At 66.6% G+C, this 20537-nt stretch carries 19 protein-coding genes; 7 read left to right on the plus strand and 12 right to left on the minus strand.

Annotated features, from left to right (window positions below; genetic code table 11):
• Positions 1-293: 293 nt before the first annotated feature.
• The 10 genes from NRB20_RS16560 to NRB20_RS16605 all read right to left on the minus strand — a co-directional run bounded on the left by NRB20_RS16560 (position 294) and on the right by NRB20_RS16605 (position 11790).
• Entirely contained in the window at positions 294-1295 is a 1002-nt protein-coding gene (locus NRB20_RS16560) for a hypothetical protein (RefSeq protein ID WP_153411015.1), read from the minus strand.
• 142 nt (positions 1296-1437) lie between these two features.
• Entirely contained in the window at positions 1438-1914 is a 477-nt protein-coding gene (locus tag NRB20_RS16565) for a hypothetical protein (protein ID WP_153411016.1), read from the minus strand.
• Between the two features lie 137 nt (positions 1915-2051).
• Positions 2052-3629: an ATP-binding protein gene (locus NRB20_RS16570; RefSeq protein ID WP_319945003.1), complete on the minus strand. Its 1578-nt coding sequence runs from the start codon at positions 3627-3629 to the stop codon at positions 2052-2054.
• Between the two features lie 127 nt (positions 3630-3756).
• Positions 3757-5541 (minus strand): glyoxylate carboligase, encoded by a 1785-nt coding sequence (gene gcl / locus NRB20_RS16575; RefSeq protein WP_319945004.1) that lies wholly within the window; start codon positions 5539-5541, stop codon positions 3757-3759.
• 310 nt (positions 5542-5851) lie between these two features.
• Positions 5852-6238 carry an allophanate hydrolase-related protein gene (locus NRB20_RS16580; RefSeq protein WP_153411017.1) on the minus strand — a complete coding sequence of 129 codons (387 nt, stop codon included), beginning with the start codon at positions 6236-6238 and terminating at the stop codon, positions 5852-5854.
• A gap of 12 nt (positions 6239-6250) precedes the next feature.
• A complete protein-coding gene (alc, locus tag NRB20_RS16585) occupies positions 6251-7258 on the minus strand; it encodes an allantoicase (protein WP_153411018.1) in 1008 nt (335 codons plus the stop codon).
• 7 nt (positions 7259-7265) lie between these two features.
• Complete coding sequence (gene allB / locus NRB20_RS16590; protein ID WP_153411019.1) at positions 7266-8603, minus strand: allantoinase AllB; 1338 nt, start codon at positions 8601-8603, stop codon at positions 7266-7268.
• A gap of 297 nt (positions 8604-8900) precedes the next feature.
• Complete coding sequence (locus NRB20_RS16595; protein WP_153411020.1) at positions 8901-10034, minus strand: glycerate kinase; 1134 nt, start codon at positions 10032-10034, stop codon at positions 8901-8903.
• Between the two features lie 2 nt (positions 10035-10036).
• Positions 10037-10921, minus strand: a complete 885-nt coding sequence (locus NRB20_RS16600; RefSeq protein ID WP_319945005.1) for an NAD(P)-dependent oxidoreductase — start codon at positions 10919-10921, stop codon at positions 10037-10039.
• 56 nt (positions 10922-10977) lie between these two features.
• Complete coding sequence (locus NRB20_RS16605; protein ID WP_153411021.1) at positions 10978-11790, minus strand: hydroxypyruvate isomerase family protein; 813 nt, start codon at positions 11788-11790, stop codon at positions 10978-10980.
• A 318-nt stretch (positions 11791-12108) separates the two neighbouring features.
• On the opposite strand from NRB20_RS16605, the gene uraD reads away from it, so the two are divergent.
• The 4 genes from uraD to NRB20_RS16625 all read left to right on the plus strand — a co-directional run bounded on the left by uraD (position 12109) and on the right by NRB20_RS16625 (position 14743).
• Positions 12109-12606, plus strand: coding sequence for a 2-oxo-4-hydroxy-4-carboxy-5-ureidoimidazoline decarboxylase (uraD, locus tag NRB20_RS16610; protein WP_227833574.1), 498 nt, complete (start codon positions 12109-12111; stop codon positions 12604-12606).
• Complete coding sequence (gene uraH / locus NRB20_RS16615; RefSeq protein WP_153411022.1) at positions 12603-12938, plus strand: hydroxyisourate hydrolase; 336 nt, start codon at positions 12603-12605, stop codon at positions 12936-12938. The genes uraD and uraH overlap by 4 nt, the downstream gene beginning before the upstream one ends.
• Positions 12939-12941: 3 nt before the next feature.
• On the plus strand, positions 12942-13850 hold the full coding sequence (pucL, locus tag NRB20_RS16620; RefSeq protein ID WP_153411023.1) for a factor-independent urate hydroxylase: 909 nt from the start codon (positions 12942-12944) through the stop codon (positions 13848-13850).
• A 125-nt stretch (positions 13851-13975) separates the two neighbouring features.
• Positions 13976-14743, plus strand: a complete 768-nt coding sequence (locus NRB20_RS16625; protein WP_319945006.1) for an IclR family transcriptional regulator — start codon at positions 13976-13978, stop codon at positions 14741-14743.
• A gap of 115 nt (positions 14744-14858) precedes the next feature.
• Here the strand turns inward: NRB20_RS16625 and NRB20_RS16630 are convergent, their stop codons facing one another.
• Entirely contained in the window at positions 14859-15551 is a 693-nt protein-coding gene (locus NRB20_RS16630) for a Uma2 family endonuclease (protein ID WP_227833575.1), read from the minus strand.
• Between the two features lie 166 nt (positions 15552-15717).
• Between NRB20_RS16630 and NRB20_RS16635 the strand changes: the two genes are divergently transcribed.
• Positions 15718-16725, plus strand: coding sequence for a carbohydrate kinase family protein (locus tag NRB20_RS16635; protein ID WP_319945007.1), 1008 nt, complete (start codon positions 15718-15720; stop codon positions 16723-16725).
• 162 nt (positions 16726-16887) lie between these two features.
• On the opposite strand, the gene NRB20_RS16640 is transcribed toward NRB20_RS16635, so the two are convergent.
• On the minus strand, positions 16888-17661 hold the full coding sequence (locus NRB20_RS16640; protein ID WP_153411025.1) for a DUF5666 domain-containing protein: 774 nt from the start codon (positions 17659-17661) through the stop codon (positions 16888-16890).
• Positions 17662-17915: 254 nt separating this feature from the next.
• Here NRB20_RS16640 and NRB20_RS16645 point away from each other — a divergent pair, with 254 nt between their 5' ends.
• Positions 17916-18620 carry a response regulator transcription factor gene (locus NRB20_RS16645; protein WP_194289895.1) on the plus strand — a complete coding sequence of 235 codons (705 nt, stop codon included), beginning with the start codon at positions 17916-17918 and terminating at the stop codon, positions 18618-18620.
• The gene (locus tag NRB20_RS16650) at positions 18598-20313 is read left to right on the plus strand and encodes a sensor histidine kinase (RefSeq protein ID WP_153411027.1); all 1716 of its coding nucleotides are present in this window, start codon (positions 18598-18600) and stop codon (positions 20311-20313) included. The genes NRB20_RS16645 and NRB20_RS16650 overlap by 23 nt, the downstream gene beginning before the upstream one ends.
• Positions 20314-20537 lie beyond the last annotated feature (224 nt).

The raw sequence follows: 20537 nt of genomic DNA on the forward strand, positions 1-20537 counted from the left end.
TCTCCTTGTCTCGCCGGACATCGTCCGATCCGTCGACCCGGCAGCACCGAACCGACCAGCAGAGCTTCGCGAGTGATCTTGTGGCGTGCGTAGGTGGAAGTTAGGTGTGTGCTGTGAGAATGCACAACTCGAGGTGTCCGGGCGGTTTCGACAGCGGTGTCGCGTGGGCCATATCCGCACTGGCACTGTGGGTTTCGCTGTCCCGGCTGTCGTTGGGTCAGCTGTGAAGTCCCGTCCCGTGGTGGAATATGCCTCTCGCCGGTGGCAGATCCGGGATCGGCCACCCGGTCACCTCACTGCTGCGGCCCCTGCGGGGGAGTCGGATACGGCGACGGCTGCTGCGGTGGAGTGCTGTACCCGGCATCGGGTTGGCTGGGGACTTGCGACTGTGCCTGGGGCTGTTGAGGATTCGGATACTGGTCCGGCCGTTGTGGGGGAGGGTTGTATCCGGCGTCGGGTTGGCCGGGAATCGGTGATTGCGCTTGGGGCTGTGGGGGATTCGGATATTGACTCGGCTGCTGAGGGATGGGCTGCTGCCATCCTGGGGTTTGGGGTGGGGTCTGCTGGGGCGTTTGGTAGGTCGCGGGGGTTGCCGGCGGCTGCGGGAATTGGCCGGGTTGAATGGGGAATTGTTGTTGTGGTTGAAAGGCATTCGGACCGAATTGCGCGGGGGTGCCCGATGCTGGCTCGCGGAGGTTCGGTGCGGACGCTGGTGACCATACTGGGGCCGGGGCGAGCGGAGCGCCTGGCTGCTGCGGACTGGATGCAGCGGCCACCGTCTTGCTGTCGGAAGCCACCGCGACCAAAACGGAGATGAGGGATACCAGGGCCAGCACCGTGATCGAAACCGCGGGCAGAATACCGCTTCTCCCGATTGCGCTGTGAACCAAGCCGCCCACAAGTGCGGCTGGTGCGAGACCGAGCAGCTCATCCATGGCGTGGGTGAAGAACACGCCACTGCTGATCGCGGCAAGAAGACGAGCCGTCGTGGAGCGTCTGCCGAGAACCAGCATCAGCCCGGCGACCGTCGCGCTGATGGCGGCCAGTATCCAGGCCAGTTCCGTCAGGAAATAGTGGTACCCCTCGACGAGAGCCACTACGAGAAAGACGACATATACCAGTGCGGCCAAGATCAGCGATACAGCTGCAACCAGCTCCGCTTTGTTGCGCTGCTGAGCAAGATTCGGTGCCGGTAGCACCGAAACCGGCTGTCCCGGAAACAATCCGGGCTGCGGCCAACTCTGCGGTGGAGGCGAGGGTTGCGGGATCGATCCGGGTTGGTACGGGTTGGCCACGGCGATTCTCCTTGCTGGAACAGCGATCTCGTGCAGCCTATGGGATCGCGGCCGCAGCGGCAGATCGGACTCGACGCCGAAAGGCCCACCGCACTGGGGATTCGGTGCGGTGGGCCTGGTGGGGATGCCGTGGGGCGGTGGGTCAGCTGGTGGGGGTGGGGGCGGTGGATGCGGACGGTGTGGTGGAGGGCTTGGCCTTGGCCGCCATGATCGCGGTGGCGGTGATGGTGGTGCCGGATTCCTTGCCGCGCACGACGACCTTCTCGCCGACGGTGAACTGCGACTTCTGCGCCGGATTCTTCTTGCTGCCGAAGGTGGTCTGCGGCGTGATGGTGACGGTCTCGGTGGAGCCGTCCTTCTTGGTGAGCGTCCAGGTGTCCGCGTTCTCCGAGGCGATGGTCCCCATCACCCCGTGCCCGCGATGCATCCCCTTACCCGGCTCGGCCGAGCTCGAGGCCGCTGCCGAGGTGGACGACGCCGCCGTGGAAGTCCCCGACGACCCGCACGCACTCACCCCCGCCACCACCGCCACAGCCAGCCCAGTACTACCGATGACCAGCGTAATCCTGCGCCGCCGAGACGAAGCGGCCGATCCCTCGAGGGGCGTCGAATCTGTCATGGCGGCAACAGTATGGGCCCTCCCTGTGAGCCCTCTCCGTACTCACTGGCAGTCCCACTGGTACCTCCTGTGAGCTTCCTGGGATGTTATGGCACGGCGGGCGTCCGGGCGACACCAAATCCTGCTGAAGCAGCGCGTCAGGCGCGCAGGAGAGTGACGGATCTGCCTGCGGGACTGGTTGTTTCGATGAATCGGGTGCGCTCGGCGATCGGTTCGGCGGTGTTCCGTCGATCGAAGACGACCAGGACTCCGGTGTCCAGGTCGATACGGTCGAGGTAGCCGTCCAGCTGGGCCAGCCCCTCAGCGAGCGGATCCGGGTCCTTGTCACGCCAGACCTTCAGTTCGAGCGCTTCGCGTTGCCAGGCCCGCCGTCCGTCGGGATCCGTGTAAGGCTGCCGCAGGAGCAGGTCGATGCGGCCGCGGCCGAGTCCGTACTCACGGTCGATATAGCCGCCGCCGTTGACGATTCGGTGCAGATACGCCATGAGCACGAGTTGCGCGGCGGCCTCGTGGTAGCCCTGTTTGACGGTGAGGATCTCCCCGTTCTGTTTCCAGAACGCCGCGAACTCGGCGAGCAGACGCGGGAAATCCAGACGCCCGTCCGGTAGACGGAAACTGCTGGGCTGCGCCAGGATTACGCTTTCGATGCCCGCACCCAGCACCCGGACGATGACCTCTTTGTAGACGGGGTTGGCGATGCGAATCGTCTTCTCGTCGGCGATCAGTCCGAGGTCGCGGACGTAGGACGCGTCCTCGTTGAAGGTGGGATCGACATCGGGCAGGGTTCCGGTGATCAGCGGTTCGATCACGCGTTGTACCCGCGGTTCGTGCAGCCTCGCGACCAATGAGTCCAAATGTGTTGCGCGCGCGAGGATCAGGCGTTCCTTGGCTTGGTCGATGTGGTCGTCGGTGATGGTCGTCTCGACGCGCATCCTGTCGATGACCTCGGCGGCCAGGGCATTGACCAACCACGGTTGGCCCTGCGTGTAGTAATGGGCGAGATCGATTGCGCGAGAGGTGAATTGCTGGCCGGTCTCGGTGGTGTGCTGGGTGTACAGCGTGGCGACCTCGTCATGGGTGAAGTCTCCGATGCGCACGGAGTCGACCTTGATGTTGAACGGACTCGACGAGCCGAAGCGGGACGGATCGTCACCGGATGCCGCCTTGTAGTCGCGTACGTCGCGCAGACCGCACAGCACGATCGAATGTACGAACCCCTCGCGGTCGATGGTGTAGCCGTCGCGCAGTTGCCGCAGCACGCTGTGCAGGCTGTTGCCGCGGACGGCATCGATTTCATCGAAGAGCAACACGAGTGGGCGGGGGCACCTGGAGACCCAGTCGGATAGTCCGAAGTTGATCCGTAGGCCCGGTGTCGCAGTAGGCCATGGAGTCGGTGGCTGCAATTCGAGAGGAAGCCTCCAGCGGGCGGTGTCGGCGATAACATCCAAGATTTGCATTTCGGCTCGTTCGTAGTCCTCACCAGCAGGTTCGGCAGTTTCGCAGGAGAAATGCAATGCCGCGTACTCACCCTCGTCGGTGAGTTGTTGTGCCAGCGCCGCCAGGCTGGTGGTCTTCCCGGTCTGACGTGGTGCGTGAACCACGAAGTACTGTCCGCGATCGATGATGAACTGGGCGTCGCCGAGTCTCTGGGCAGCGGGCAGCATGTAGTGCCGCTCGGGGTCACACGGACCGGCGGTATTGAAATACTTCTTCACAACCCCTCCTTGCCCAGCTCATGATGCATGGAGGCTCGGCGCAGCCCCGTCGCGAGTGTAGTCGAGGATGTCGGCTGTCCCAGCCGAGCGGCCGTCGTGGGCCCGGCGGCCCGGCGGGGTGTATGGGTCAGCTCAGGGGGAGTAGGGCCGTGGGGGCGTCGGTGGGGGATTCGGCGAGGTCTTCGAATTCGGTGATCGCGTCGATATCGGTTGTGCCCATGGGGATGTTGGTGACTTTCTCCAGGATGATCTCTACGACGACCGGGACTCGGAACTCGGTGGCGAGGGCCTCGGCTCGGGCGAGGGCGGGGGCTATGGCTTCGGGGGTTTCCACGCGGATTGCCTTGCAGCCCAGGCCCTCCGCGACGCGGACGTGGTCCACGCCGTAGCCTTTGGCGAGGCCGATGGTGTCGTCTGCGTTGATGTTGTCGAAGCCGAGTTGGACGAAATAGTCCATGTCGAAGGCGCGTTGGGCCTGGCGGATGAGGCCGAGGTACGAATTGTTCACCAGGACATGGATGTACGGGAGGTGGAACTGCGCGCCGACGGCGAGTTCCTCGATCATGAACTGGAAGTCGTAGTCGCCGGACAGGGCCACCACGTGCGCGGACGGGTCCGCGGCGACCACGCCGAGGGCCGCGGGGATGGTCCAGCCGAGCGGTCCGGCCTGGCCGCAGTTGATCCAGTTGCGCGCCCGATAGACGTGCAGCAGTTGCGCGCCCGCGATCTGGGACAGGCCGATGGTGGACACATAGCGGGTGTCGCGGCCGAACGCGCGGTTCATCTCCTCGTACACCCGTTGAGGTTTCACCGGGACGTCATCGAAATGGGTTCTGCGGTGCATGGTTCGCTTGCGGTCGAGGCATTCGGCCACCCAGGACGAGTAGTCGGGCAGGGTGCCGGAGCGTTCGCGGACCACCGCGATCATCTCCCGCAGTGCCGCAGCGGCGTCGGAGGTGATGCCGTAGTCGGGCGCGAAGACTCGGCCGATCTGCGTCGGTTCGATGTCGATGTGTACGAAAGTGCGTCCCTTGCAGTATGTTCCGAGGCCACCGGTGTGGCGGTTGGCCCACCTGTTGCCGATGCCGAGGACGAAGTCCGAGGCGAGCAGGGTGGCGTTACCGTAGCGGGTGGCGGTCTGTAGCCCGGCCATTCCGGCGGCCAGATCGTGATCGTCGGGCAGGACGCCCCAGCCCATCAGGGTCGGGATCACCGGGACGTTCAGCAGCTCGGCCAGCTCACGCAGCAGCTCCTCGGCTCCCGCGTTGACGATTCCGCCGCCCGCGACGATCAGCGGCCGCTGCGCGGCGGTCAGCATACCGATGGCCTTGGCCGCCTGGGCGCGGGTCGCGGCCGGTTTGTACACCGGCAGTGGCGAATACGTGTCCGGATCGAAATCGATCTCGGCGACCTGCACGTCGATCGGCAGATCGATCAGCACCGGACCGGGACGGCCCGACCGCATCAGATGGAACGCCTGCTGGAAGACGCCCGGCACCTGGGCCGGTTCCAGCACGGTCACCGCCATCTTGGTGACCGGCCCGGCGATCGCGGCGATGTCCACGGCCTGGAAATCCTCCTTGTGCAGCCGCGCGCGCGGCGCCTGTCCGGTGATGCACAGGATCGGAATCGAGTCCGCCGCAGCGGAATACAGGCCGGTGATCATATCGGTCCCGGCGGGTCCGGAGGTGCCGACGCATACGCCGATATTGCCGTGCGCGGCGCGGGTGTAACCCTCGGCCATATGTGCCGCGCCCTCGACGTGCCGGGCGAGGATATGGTTGATGCCGCCGTGGTCGCGCAGCGCGGCGTAGAACGGGTTGATCGCCGCGCCCGGCAATCCGAATGCCTGTGTGGCGCCTTCCAATTCGAGAATCTTCACGGCCGCGTCGACGGCCCGCATGCGTGTCACGTGCGGTACTCCTTCGTGTGTGGATGTTTGGATCGGTGTTGTCTGCTGAGGAGCCGTCATCCTCGGCAGTTCGGTTGCGCTTCGGGCGGGCCTTGCGGCGGTAACTCGCCCGGAGAGGATTGGACGGCCGCAGCCCTCGATCACGGTGACCCCGTTGGTTTTCAGCAGCCCCGCGACACCGTCGGTCAGTCCCTTGGCGATCCCGTCCTTACGCAGTGCTTCACTGCGGCGAAGCAAGGTCCGTTGATCTGTGGGTCATACAGTGGCGCAGGTGGTTTCGAGGGTGCGATCGATGCTTCCGGTGTGCGGATCAGTCGGGGGCCGATGACTCGCGGTAGGCGCGCCAGTCGCCGATATCGGAGATATCGATGAGATCAGGGGAGTCGACCAGGTTGGTGCGCAGGACGGTGGCAAGGCAGGCAGTGCCGTCGTCGAGTTCGATCAGCCCGAGTTCGAGCTCGGGGGGCTCGTGGGGAATAAGATTGTCCCGCAACACTTCCAACGGAAGGTCGTAAACTTCGCCGCTCACCGAGCGACCGTTGTCGGTGGTGCTGACCATGGCGGGGAAGCGGTCGCCGATCGAGTAGTAACGGTACTTCGCGGCACTGCGAGCGGTGCGTAGCAGCGGTGCGCCGTCGAGTCGAGCGTTCAGGGCGCCGCCGCGCATGCCGTCGCCGTTGAGAAACATCAGGACCATGCGGCTCCTTCTTCAGTGGGCGGATATTGCTGCGGTGAAACGGTTTTCGAGGTATGTGCGTCCGGCGAGCGTGATCCGGCCGAACAGTCGCAGGCGGGCGATACCTCCATCCGGAAATACGTTGAGTCGCACCTGATGGACCGGGGTGTCGGTGTCGAGGCGGAATCGATGTGGTGCGTCGGGTTGCAGCGTGACGGGCTCGAGCAGACCGATCAGCTCTCCGTCGGACGTGTAGCCGTCCAGTGAGATCCGGGCCGGAGCGTTGCCCTTGTAATGCGTGGTATCCACTTCGAGCACCGCCGGGATCGCCTCGGCGGCCAAAGCCACCGTGGCCCAGTCATTTCCGTCGTCACGGCGGCGTCGCATCTCCCAGCCGTCGGCCATGAAACGCGAAATACCCTGCTGCAACATATTGTTCGGCGGCGAGAAGAACCCGTCACTGCACGCGGTCACGCGGCCGCCGTTGTGCAAGGCCAGCAGATCGAAGGGAATGTCGTCGATCCACTGCGGATCGGGAATCGCATTGCCGTGCACGCGAACCCGTGCGATGCCACCATCCGGGTGCATGTTCACCCGAACGTGCGTGATCCGGCGATCGGTATCGACCTCGAACGAATTGAGGGTGTCGCCTTCGACCGCCGATACCGGAACCAAGGTGTGCCAATCGGCCTCGAGCAACTGCTCCACCGAAGGATGACCGGGCACATCACATCCCTCGACCGAAACTCGCGGCGGGAAGTTCCCGACGAAATGCGCTGTGTCCACGATGATTCCGGCCGGAATCCCCGCGATCCCCAGCCGGATCACCGCCCAGTCGGGCCCCGCACCGCCATCCCGCCGACGTCGGGTCTCCCACCCGTCGTACACCTGCCCCTTGGCATTGAAGGTGTGCGGCCGATACGTCGGCGGCTCGTCCCGGACGAGATTTTCCCGCTCGGCGAAGAATTCGTCATTGGCGGCGACCACACTGCCGCCGCCGCGCCGGGCGGCCAGATCGGGAAGCTGCGACCAGTCACTCATCGATACCTCATTTCTGCAACAGGCGGCCGCGCGGACGATCGCCGGTGATCTGCTCACCGCGCAACCAGGTGGAACGGACCACGCCGCGCAGGGTGCGGCCGTGGTAGGCCGAGATCGGATTGCGATGCCGCAATCGGGCCGCGTCGACCACGAACTCCTCGTCCGGGGCGAAGACGCACAGGTCCGCGTCCGCGCCGATTGCTATGCGGCCCTTGGTTTCCAAGCCGACCAGGTCGGCGGGTGCGGTGGCCATCCAGCGGGCCATATCGGTCAGATCGACCCAGTCGGGTGCGGCCGTCCACACCGCGGGCAGGCCGACCTGCAAGCCCGCGATACCGCCCCACGCCTTGCCGAAATCCCCGTCACCGGCACGTTTCAGCGCCACGGTACTCGGCGAGTGATCACTGACGATGCAGTCGATGATCTTGTCCCGCAACCCGTTCCACAGCTCCCGCTGATTCGCGCGATCACGGATCGGCGGACAACACTTGAATTCCGTTGCGCCGTCGGGAATCTCCTCGGCGCACAGGGTCAGATAGTGCGGACAGGACTCGGCGGTGATCCGCACGCCCCGCGCCCGCGCCGCCGCCAGCATCGGCAGCGCACTCGCCGCCGACAGATGCAGCACATGCACCCGGGCGGCATACCGTTCGGCCAGCTCGATCAGGTTCGCGATGGCCCGGATCTCCGCCTCGGCCGGACGTGACGCCAGGAAATCGGCGTAACCGGGGCCGTTCGGCTCGGGTGCGGCCTCGATGACGTGCGGATCCTCCGCGTGCACGATCAGTAGCGCGTCGAGTTCGGCGACGGCCCGCACCGCATCCTCGAGCTGCGCCGAATCCAGATGACAGAACTCGTCGACCCCCGAGGGCAGCAGAAACGCCTTGAACCCGAACACCCCGGCCCGCACCAGCTCACCCATATCGGCGAGATTGCTCCCGACCGCACCGCCCCAGAACCCGACATCGATACTGCACTGCGCCGCGGCGACATCCCGCTTCGCCCGCAACGCCGCCACATCCACGGTGGCGGGAATACTGTTGAGCGGCATATCGATCAACGTCGTCACCCCACCCGCGGCCGCCGCACGGGTAGCGGTGGCGAACCCCTCCCACTCGGTCCGGCCCGGTTCGTTCACATGCACGTGACTGTCGACCAACCCGGGCAGCAACGCCGCGTCATCGGGCACTTCCACGACGTCACCGGCGTCGGGCACCGCGTCGTACGGCGCGATATCGATGATCCGTCCCGCGGCGACCACCACGCTCGCCGCGATCTCACCCGTCGGCGTGATCACCCGTCGCGCACGGAATACCTTGTCGGCCTGTTGTTTCGGTGTGTTCATGGGCACTGGGACTCCTGGATTTCCGTAAGGTTCGATCGCTTCGGGTCGGCGACCACGCGGGCGGCTCTCTGGCTCAGGCATCGCAGCGCCACCGTGATAGCGACTGCGTGTTGTGTGCAGGACTCCGGCGTGTTGCTGGAATCGGGGCTTCGGGATTGGCGGCCCGGCCGGTTGTTTCGTGCCGGAAGGACCGCCGATCGTCGTGGTTCGCCCGCGCCCGCCGAAGGGGTGGAAGTCGGAAACCCTTTGACGGCGTAGGGTTTCCGGCTTCCGCCCGGACAGCGGGCGTGGTCGGCATCATGGTGTGGCGGCGAGCTGTTCGCGGGCAATTCGTTCCCCCTGCTGTCGCAGCAGTGCCGCGGCCTCGCTCTGACAACGTCGCAGATCGGGCTCGAGATCGGTGAGCGGGTAGGCGGCCGCGAACCCGGCGGTGCGCAACTGGTCCGCATCCAGCAGCTGCCGACCGGCGACGGCGATCGTCCGCACTCCGGCCCGTGCGGCGCGGTCGGCCACACCGACGGGGGCCTTACCGTGCAGGGTTTGCGTGTCGAGTGAGCCCTCACCGGTCACCACGAGATCCGCGTCCCGCACGACGTGGTCGAATCCGACCAGGTCCAGCAGCACATCGATACCGCCGGACCGGCGCGCGCCGAGTACCGCCAGCGCGGCGAACCCGATCCCTCCGGCGGCCCCGGCTCCGGGACGATCGGCGACGTCGAGCCCGGTGTGCTGCGCCACCAGCCGAGCCCAATGGGTGAGACCGGCTTCGAGCGCCGCCACCTCGCCCGCGCTCGCACCCTTCTGCGGCCCGAAAATCGTAGCGGCACCGTGGATTCCGAGCAGCGGATTGTCCACATCACTGGCCAGTACCAGATCGGCGTCCCGGATACGCGGATCGATCCGGTGCAGATCCAGATGAGCGATATCGATCAGGCTGCCTCCACCGGGACCCACCTCCCGGCCGTCGGCATCCAGTAGCGAAGCGCCCAGCGCGGCAACCAATCCGGCCCCACCATCGGTGCAGGCACTCCCACCCACACCGAGAACCACTGTGCGACAACCGGTATCGAGCGCGGCCAGAATCAATTCGCCGACACCACGGCTGGTCGCCGTCAACGGCGCGAGCACACCACCGGGCAACTGGTACAGCCCGCACGCCGCGGCGGCCTCCACCACGGCGACGGATCCGTTGTGCGCGAAGGATGTTCGCACCTCCTCACCCGTCGGCCCGGTGACCTCCACCTCGCACGGCTCGAACCCGGCCGCTACGGCCGCATCCACCGTCCCCTCCCCGCCATCGGCCACCGGAACCCAGGTGATCGACGCGTCGGGACGAACCCGCCGGATGCCCTCACCCACCGCGTCGGCCACCTGCCGAGCGGTCAGTGACCCCTTGAACTTGTCCGGTGCCAGGATGATTCGCGGTGCCATGACTATTTCCCGCCGATTCCGTTGAGATTCTCGACAACCTTCAGCAGCGCCGAATGATCCAGCGTCCCCAGCCCCTGTGCCCGCCCCGCGGCGATCAGGGAGGCGGTCAGCGCGGCGCTCGGCAGCGCGAGATCGGCCTGCCGCGCGGCATCGGCGACGATCCCCATATCCTTGTGGTGCAGGTCGATTCGGAATCCGGGCGTGAATTCCCGCGCCACCATCGATGCGCGCTTGCGGTCCAGGATCGTACTTCCCGCCAGACCGCCCGCGAGCACGTCCAGCCCCTTCCCTGCGTCCACGCCCAGCGACTCCATCAGCACGATCGCCTCCGCCACGAGCGCGTAGGTGCCGCCGACGACGAGTTGATTGGCCGCCTTCACCACCTGCCCCGCACCGTGCGGTCCGACGTGGATGAAGGTCTTACCGAGAACCTCGAAAATCGGTGTGGCCGTGGTGAAATCGTCCTCCTCGCCGCCCACCATGATGGACAGCACGCCTTCCTCGGCCCCGCCCTGACCACCGGAGACCGGCGCGTCCAGCACCCGGAAGCCGGCGGCCGCACCGGCCTCGGCCAGCGCGATCGAACTCTCCGGCCGGATGGTGGAGAAGTCGATCAGCAGCGCGCCCGCGGGTGCGTGGGCGAACACCCCGTCCGCCCTGAGCACCACCTCTTCGACCTGAGGATGGTTGGGCAGCATGGTGATGACGACTTCCGCATCCCGCACCGCATCCGCGACGCTGTCCGCGGAACTGCCACCATCGCCCCGCAATCGCGCGTACGCGGCCGGACTGTGGGTGTGGCCGATCACCTCGTGCCCCGCCTTGGCCAGGTGAGATGCCATGGGAGCACCCATGATTCCGAGTCCGATGAATCCGATCCTGGTCACATCTTCTCCAATGCTGTTGTATCCGAGGCAAGTTCGACAAGAGGGGCGATGCCGGTTCAGGGCGTCACGTGCATCCAACCGAAACTGTCGGCGCTCGCACCGGTCGGGATGTATTCCGCGGCAACGTATCCGCGATAACCGGCCGCGGCGATCCTGCCCAGATGCCCGAAGATGTCCACCTCGCCACTGCCCGGTTCGTGACGTCCGGGCGCATCGGCGATCTGCACGTGTGCGATCCGATCGCCGTAACCCTCGATCGCCTTGTCCAGGTCGTCATCGTTGACCGTCAGGTGGTAGAGGTCCGCGAGCAGACCCAGATTCCGCACGTCGTGCGCGGCGCTCACCCGGTCGATGACGCCGACCGCATCCTGCGCGGTCTGCAACGGATACGCCGGTATCCCGCTGACCGGCTCGATCAGCACGGTCCCGCCGATCTCCCCGAGCGCGCGGGCGGCCACCCCCAGATTGCCGATCGCCACGTCGTCCTGGATCCCGGGTACCTGGCCCTCGATCCGATTGCCGTAGAGAGCGTTGAACGCCGGGCAACCCAGGCGTCCGCCGATCCGCGCGGCCGCCGCGACACCGGCGGCGAACTCGTCCTCCCGGCCGGGCCAGGAAACCAACCCGCGATCACCGGCCGGCATATCCCCGGCGAACAGGTTCAGCCCGATCAGCCGCACCCCGGCCCGTTCGATCGCCGCGACGAAGGCGTCGACGTCGGCGTCGGGCGGGGTCGCGGTGGGGAAGGGCCACCAGAACTCCACCGCCTCGAATCCGGCGGCCGCGGCGGCGGCGGGACGCTCGAGCAGCGGGAGTTCGGCGAACAGGATGGACAGATTCACCGCGTAGGGCAGGGGGTGTCGGGTCATGCCGTATCTCTCCGTCTCGGGATGTTCGCCTGCGCGGTCCACTCCGCTGCCGTCTATTTCATCATGGATCGTGGCGATAAGTTTCGTAATATGGAATTTCACTTCCGTAATATGACGGTAACGCTCATCGGGCATGGTGGTCAACACTTTTCGTCGATGTCGGACGAACCGCGTCCGAACTGTTGACAGCGTGTCGCGCCCGCCTTAGATTCGCTATGACGGAACTAAGATTCCACAATGCAGAACTTTCGGAACGATTCGATCGTTCGGTCTCCGGCCGCGAGCCCGCCGGAACAATGGGACCCGGAGGTGTGGCGAATGCGGCAACCACTGATGATGACGCAGCTGAACGAGCTGCCCGAGCAGGACTGGCGGGCCGTGTTGCGCGAGGTCGTCGGCCTACCGGCATGGATCGAGGCGGTCGCCGCCGCCCGGCCCTACGCCGATCGCCCGACGCTGCTGGCCCTGGCCGAACGCGAGGTGCTCGCCCTGCGTCCCGATCAGGTGCGCGCCGCACTCGCCGATCATCCGCGCATCGGTGCGGCGACCGCCCCGGGCTCCCGGCCCGCGGGTGAGCAGTCCGGCGTCGATCGTGCCGATGCCGAACTGCTCGAGCGGTTGCGCGCGGGAAATCTCGCCTACGAAGCCCGATTCGGGCTCATCTATCTGGTGTGCGCCGCCGGTCGCACCGGACCGGAACTGCTCGCCGATCTCACCGCCCGCCTGGACAACGCCCCCGAGGACGAAATACTGGTCACCAGAGGGGAACTCGCCGCGATCGCGCGAAAACGCTTGGAAGGGACGGTAATCGCATGACCCGCAGCGCCATCACCACCCATGTGCTCGACACCGCCGAGGGGCATCCCGCCCGCGACGTCCCCGTGCTGCTCGAGCTGCGCACCTCCGAAGGCTGGCGGGAACTGGCCACCGGCCGCACCGACGAGGACGGCCGCTGCACCGCCCTCGGCCCCGAGCGCGTCGAGGCCGGACGGTACCGGCTCACCTTCGACACCACCGCCTACTACGGCGATCGCGCGCACTTCTTCCCCGAGGTGACGGTGACCTTCGCCATCACCGATCCGCAACAGCACCACCATGTTCCGCTGCTGTTGTCCCCGTTCGCCCTGTCCACCTATCGAGGGAGTTGACCCATGGCCATCCGGCTCGGGCCCAATCAGTACGGCAAGGCCGAGAACCGTCTCGTGCGCGTGTTCCGGGAGACCGAACGTCATCGGATCCGCGATCTCAACGTCTCCACCGCGCTGCGCGGCCGGTTCGAGGACGCGCACATCACCGGCGAGCAGCGCGACGTGCTGCCCACCGATTCGCAGAAGAACACCGTCTTCGCCTTCGCGAAGCAGCAGGGCGTGGCCGCGATCGAGGATTTCGCGCTCACCCTCGGTGACCACTTCATCGCCCGCTGTCCGGGGGCGGACGGCGCGCGCATCGAGATCGACGAGTACGGCTGGGATCGCATCCCGGTCGACGGCGCGCCGCACGACCACTCCTTCGTGCGGACCGGCGGGGGAGTGCGCACGACGGTGGTCAATATCGATGGGACCGGATCGGATCGGCGGGCGCAGGTGGTGGCCGGGATCAAGGATCTGGTGCTGCTGAAGACGACCGGTTCGGAGTTCCACGGTTTCTTCGAGGACGAATTCACCACCCTGGAGCCGACCACCGATCGGATCATGGCGACCTCCCTGATCGCGCGCTGGCGTTACGACCCCGTCGGCACGATCGATTGGGATGCGAGTTTCGACTCGATTCGCTCGATTCTGTTGCGGGAGTTCGCGGTTGTGCATTCCTACGCGTTGCAGCAGACGTTGTACAGCATGGGGCGCGCGGTGCTCGAGCAGCATCCGGGCGTCGCCGAGATCCGTTTCTCCGCGCCCAACAAGCATCACTTCCTCTACGACCTGGATCGGTTCGGTATCGAGAATCCGGGGGAGGTGTTCATCGCGGCGGACCGGCCGTACGGGCTGATCGAGGCCACTGTCGAACGCGATGACGCACCCGAACCCGGCAACGCCTGGCACGGTATCCCGGGCTTCTGCTGAACGGGATCTCTTGCCGCCACCGTGCCTCGGCGCGTTTCCCCGGAGTGAATTCCCCGGCCCGAACTTCCGTATGGCGGAACTTACTGGCAGGATGACGGAAACGCCTACCGAGGAGGACGAGCGCCGTGACCGAGACGCAGACGCGGGCCAGTGGCGGTGTGCAGTCCGTCGATCGGGCCTTCGAACTGCTGGAGTTGGTGGCCGACGCGGGCGGGGAGGCGACGCTGTCCCAGCTCGCGGAGGCTTCCGGGCTGCCGCAGCCGACGATTCACCGGCTGTTGCGCACGCTCATCTCGGGCGGTTACATCCGGCAGCAGCCCTCGCGGCGATACTCGTTGGGGCCCAGGCTGATTCGGCTCGGTGAGACGGCCAGTCGGGTGCTCGGCGCGTCGGCGCGACCGCACCTGACCCGGCTGCGGGATCTGACCGGGGAAACCTCCAATATGGCGGTGCTGGACGGGGATCAGGTCGTCTACGTCGCCCAGGTGCCCTCCCCGCACGCGATGCGCATGTTCACCGAGGTCGGCCAGCGCGTGGACCTGCACTGCACCGCCGTCGGCAAGGCCGTCCTGGCCACCCTGCCCCCCGCCGAGGTCGACCGCATCCTGTCCCGAATCACCATGAGCCCCCGCACAATTCACACCATCACCAACCCCGCGGTGATCCGCGCGGAGATCGACCAGATCCGCGAACTCGGCTACGCCCAGGACGACGGCGAACAGGAAATCGGCGTCCGCTGCTTCGCCGCCGCCATCCCCGACGCCCCCACCCGCGCCGCCCTCTCCATCTCCGGCCCCCAGGCCCGAGTCTCCGGCCTCGACATGAACACCATCATCCCCCTACTCCGAGACACTGCCACCGCCCTCGCCCGCGACCTCAACGCGGGCGGCTGACCCGACTCGCCTGCCGCGACACATCAGGCGATGATCATTCGCATATCGGCGCATTCGCTGGATCATCCGCACCCGATGTCGCTCGGCCGAGCCGCTTTCGTCCGGTGAGTCTGCGTCAGAATTCGAGTTCGCTCCAAGGGATTCGAATCGGGAAGGGAAACTCGAAAGTGATTCCGTCCGGATCGGATTTGTCCTGCACTGTGTTGTCGTTCGTGCCCGGTGTACCGGAACGCCACATCCCGGCGAGTACGTAGTTCGCCGGATGTAATGGTGTCACGCCTGCTGGCAACGTCCCATGGCCGGTTTCCAGCGCATACGCGCGGACAATCTTGATACGGCGAGGCGAATGTCCCATCTGTACCTCCCAGTACCACGGGATGCCTCCGCGCGCATAACGTACTTTCTTCTCTTCGATATCCCGGTCGGAGTTCGAGGGGGAAATGACCTCTCCGGCGACGTAGACATCCGCAGCGCGGATATCCTGAAACTCCTCCTCAAGGCAGCGATAGATCAGAAAGTCGGGAGTCACGTAATCGGACTTGCCGGTTTCTCCGAAGAAGATGTTCGTCTCGGTCGACACTCGCCAGCAATGTTCGAGATTGTCCTGCATGTCCTGCCGGGCGCAACGCCGCAGGCCCGACCAGAGCAGGTTCGTGAAGTCCTGATGTTCCGCCGGACCGCGCCGCGCCCACACCACACGCCCGTTCCACAGCTCGATCTGGCCCGCGATCTCTGCGGGAAGGAGTTCGAGCTCTTCCCAGGTCATATAGGCCGGGAGGTTCGACGGTGCGACATGTGGGACACCCATATCGGTCATGATAACCGCGGATCGGACGACGGTGTGAGCTCGTTTTCGATGGCTACCAGCGATGGACTCCGGCGATTCTTGGACGAGTTGCAGGTCACTGGCTATCGTCTCTGACGGCGTTGTCTTTTCGCGATGTGGTGATCGGATCGGTAAGGAAGTGTGCGCGGTGGCCGAAGTGAGCGCGGAATCCGGTGAAGCAGTAGGGCGGGGTGAGGGCGTTATCGCGGTGGCGGGGGAGGCGTTGGTCGATCTCGTGCCTGCCGATGTCGCGGGGCAGTTCGTGGCGATGCCCGGGGGGAGTCCGACGAATGTGGCGGTCGGGTTGGTGCGGTTGGGGGCGCCGGTGCGGATGTTGGCGCGGATCGGGGCGGGGGCGATGGGGGATCGGGTTCGGGATCATTTGCGGCGCAATGAGATCAGTCTCGATCATACGGTTGAGGCGGCCGAGCCGACCTCGCTGGCGATCGTGGACTTGGATTCGGATGGTGTCGCGCAGTACGACTTTCGGATCGACGGCACCGCGGATTGGCAGTGGACCGATGCCGAGCTCGCCGATGCGCTCGAGGGTGACGTGGTCGCTCTGCACACCGGGTCGCTGGCGATTACGCAGCAGCCGGGAGCCGATGCGCTGTTCCGTCTGCTCGAACGCGCCCGGCCCACCGCGACGATCTCCTACGACCCGAATATGCGGCCGCAGTTGATGATTCACGAGCAGGCGCGGGAGCGTTGCGAAGCGGTGGTGCGGCTGGCCGATGTGGTCAAGGTCAGTTCGGAGGATCTGGAATGGCTGTATCCGGGACGTTCGCCGCAGGACGTCGTGGTGGATTGGGCGAGTTGGGGCCCGGCGCTGGTCGCGGTCACCCTCGGTGGTGACGGTGCGCTGGCCGCCACCGCCGAGGGGCGCACGCCGATCCATCGCCCAGGCATGCCGATCGAACTGGTCGACACCGTCGGCGCGGGCGACGCCTTCTCCACCGGTCTGCTCGCCGGTCTGCACCGCCGCGACCTGCTCGGGGCGAACCGACGAAAGGCCTTGCGCGCCATCGATGAATCCGACCTGGATCAACTGCTGGGCGAGGCCGCCCTGATCGCCGCCCTGACCTGCGCCCGCCGGGGAGCGAACCCGCCGACCGCCGCGGAGGTCGAGGAGTACCGGCGCAAGGTGGGCCGCTGAACCCGACTCCGCGTCGGCGCGGTGAAGTGTCGTCGGCGGTTGCGGAACCTGATCCGCCCGCTATGGACATCCGGCCGGTCCGGCCGGACCGGATCGTCGGTGCCGACCTGCGGCATTCGGTACCTGCCCGTGTGGGCGTCGGGCCGGACGCGGCGGCGGTCGTCAGTTGGTCGTGGGCGCCTGCGCGTCCATCGGCGTTCCCGGACCACCGCCCATGCCGCCAGGGCCGAATTGTCCTGGCCCACTGGGCATCTGGTTCTGATCACCACTGGTGTCGTCGTTCGTGCCACCCGGTCGCCCGGACGTGTGGTTGTTGCGACGACTCAAACCGTTGCTGCTCTGACTGAGGCTGGGCTCGGTGATGACCGTCGCCGTGGACGTCCCGTTCGCATCGGTAGCCCGAATACTCACCGTGTCACCGACTTTCAGCCCGGACTCGGACTGCGTCGTGGTGTTGATGGTGTAGGTGTGGGTGTAGCTGTCGGTACTCTTCGCGGTGATCGAATCGGCGGAAATCGCTGTGACGGTTCCGGTTTGGGTGAGTTCGGTGGTGTATCCGCCGTTGCCGTCGGAGATGACGAACTGACCGTGCAGCGTCGGCGTGCCGATCGCATTGCCCGGCCCGGAGTTGCCGCCGCCCGGACCGGACGAATTCGCCCCGCCGCCCTGACTGTTCATACTCCAGCCGGGCCCGCCGCCCGGCCCGCCGAAGCGGTCGTGCTCGGACGAATTGCCCGACGCCGCGTAGATGACGCCGCCGCCCACCGCGGCGATCGCGGCCGCGATACCGACCGTGGCGATGGTCTTGCGCTTGTTCCAGGTCGAGGGTGTGGTCTGGGCCGCACCCCAGGTCGGCTCGGTGGCGACCGGTTCGGTCTGCGCCTGCTCGGCGTGTTCGGGCTGCTCGGGGCGCGGGGGCTGCTCGGGAGCGGTCATGATGGAGTTACTCCTTGGGTACGAGGCCCGACTGGGTCGTCGGTGTTGGCTCCACCGTGTGCGGCCAAGCTGGGTGCGGGCTGTGCGCGGCGTCAGTGTTCGATATGTGCGCCCTGGTCACGAATGGTTTTCCGGGTCCGCCGAGGTTTCACAGGTAGCGCACAGCAGGGACAAAGCCCGCTCCGAGCAGTGGGCGTGACCATGATGAGGTGACCGCTATGACCAGTGCCAATTCCCCGACCGAACGCCCCGTGATGCGCCGCGCCGACGGCAGTCCCGTGACCGTGCTGGTCGTCGACGACGAGCCGATGCTGGCCGAGATGTTGTCGATGGCGTTGCGGTTCGAGGGCTGGGAGGTGCACAGCGCCGGTGACGGCCGCACCGCCATCGCCCGCGCTCGTGAGACCCGTCCCGACGTGGTCGTCCTGGACGTCATGCTGCCCGATATGACCGGACTCGAGGTGCTGGGCAAGATGCGCGCCGAGATCGCCCATCTGCCGGTGCTGCTGCTGACCGCCAAGGATTCGGTCGAGGATCGGATCGCCGGACTCACCGCGGGCGGCGACGACTACGTCACCAAGCCGTTCAGCATCGAGGAGGTCGTGCTGCGCCTGCGCGCCCTGCTGCGTCGCACCGGAATCACGTTGCACGACAGCGGCGCTCAGATCGTCGTCGGCGACCTCATCCTGGACGAGGACAGCCATGAGGTGACCCGCGGCGGCGACCCGATCACGTTGACCTCCACCGAATTCGAGCTGCTGCGCTTCTTCATGCGCAACCCCAAGCGCGTGCTGAGCAAGGCGCAGATCCTGGACCGGGTCTGGAACTACGACTTCGGCGGCACCTCCAATATCGTCGAGCTCTACGTCTCCTACCTGCGCAAGAAGATCGACAACGGGCGCGAGCCGATGATCCACACACTCCGGGGGGCGGGCTATGTCCTCAAGCCTGCTACCTGAGCCCCCGGTCGCCGGCGCCGCGGCGGTGCCGTTGCGGCGGCACTACTCCGGGCACGATGCGCACGAATCTGCCAGGGACACAGCCGATTCCGGAACTTCTCGGCGGCATTCGCGGGCCGGTTCGGTTCGCGAGTCCGCGGGTGAATCCGACAGCTACCGCCGCTCGGGCCGCTGGTCTCCGCGACGCTGGTCGCTGCGCCTGCGGCTGCTGGTCGGCCAGGTGCTGTTGCTGGTGCTCGTCGTCGTCGGCATCGGCGCCGCGACAGAGCTTGCGCTGCAACAGTTCCTGGTGCATCAGCTCGACACGCAACTGATGGACACCGAGAAGCACGCCCTGATGGATTCCGGTGGCGGCTCCCTCGTCGGACCGCTCCCGGCCGACTGGTCCGCGCATCCACCGCCCCGCCTGCCGGATGCCACGACATCCGGTGCGGGCCCGACCTTCCTCAATCGCGGTGGCATCCAACCCGATTCGATCGGCGCGATGGTCGCCGACGGAAAGGTCACCGCTGCGGGCAAGATAGGTTCCGACGGTAGTCAGGTCGCGCTGAGTGACACCGCGAAGAGCCAGCTGGCGAGCCTCACGACCGACGGCAGGCCGGTCACGATCGATCTGGACGGCGTGGGCAGCTATCGCGTGGTGGCGAGCCAGACCTACAAGCACGTCACCATCGTCACCGGCCTGCCGATGGACTCGGTGAACGCGACACTCATGCGGGGACTTCTGGTTTCGGTGATCGTCACGATCGTCGCGCTGGCCGTCGCCATCACCGTGGGCGTCTGGGTGATCCGGCGCGCCCTGGCCCCGCTGGACCGGGTCGCCTCGACCGCGGCCCGGGTGGCCCGGCTGCCGCTGGATCGCGGGGAAGTCGAACTGCCCGTGCGGGTTCCGGCCGCGGACTCCGATCCCGGCACCGAGGTCGGCAAGCTCGGCGCCGCAGTGAACCGGATGCTGGAACATATCGCCGGTGCCCTCTCGGCCCGGCACGACAGCGAGATCCGGGTGCGGCAGTTCGTCGCCGACGCCAGCCACGAATTGCGCACGCCGCTGGCCGCCATCCGCGGCTATACCGAACTGGCACAACGCAATCGGGACGAGGTCCCGCCGATCGTGGCCGAAGCCATGGGCCGGGTGGACGCGGCCGCCCACCGGATGTCCGGCCTCGTGGAGGACCTGCTGCTGCTGGCCCGCCTGGATTCGGGCCGCCCGCTGGAACGCCAGCCGGTCGACCTGACCCCGCTGACCGTCGACGCCATCTCCGACGCCCACATCGCGGGCCCGGACCACCACTGGGACCTGTCGCTGCCTGATACGCCGGTGATGGTCCTCGGCGATGTCGCCCGCCTGCACCAGGTCCTGGCAAACCTGCTCACCAACGCCCGCGTCCACACCCCACCCGGCACCAGCGTCCTCGCCACCCTGCAGGTCGACACCGATTCCGCGGTCTGGACCGTACGAGACGACGGCCCCGGCATCCCCGCCACCCTGCAACCGGAGGTCTTCCAACGCTTCGCCCGCGGCGACTCCTCCCGCTCCCGCCACGCGGGCAGCACGGGCCTGGGCCTCGCCATCGTCGCGGCAGTGGTCAAGGCCCACGGCGGCGAGATCACCGTCGACAGCGAACCCGGCCGCACCGAGTTCAAGGTCCGCCTGCCCCTGGTGCGACCGAGCACGGCGGAGTCGACGGCCTAGGGTCTGTCCTGCAATTCGTTGTGGTGCGGCCCCTGTTGGTGAGGGCCGGGCACCAACGGCTGCCCCGAGACCGGAGTCGAAAGGCGGCGCCGAGCGCGAGGCCGGTGATGACGCAGCCGATACGGAGCGCGATCTTATGGCACAGCTTCATGGTCGTGTCCCTGCTGGGCTGATGAGGTCGTGAGATACACAGGGGTGCACCCCGGTCGCGTTGCTGCGGCCGG

Source organism: Nocardia macrotermitis (assembly GCF_009604405.1).
Taxonomy (GTDB): domain Bacteria; phylum Actinomycetota; class Actinomycetes; order Mycobacteriales; family Mycobacteriaceae; genus Nocardia; species Nocardia macrotermitis.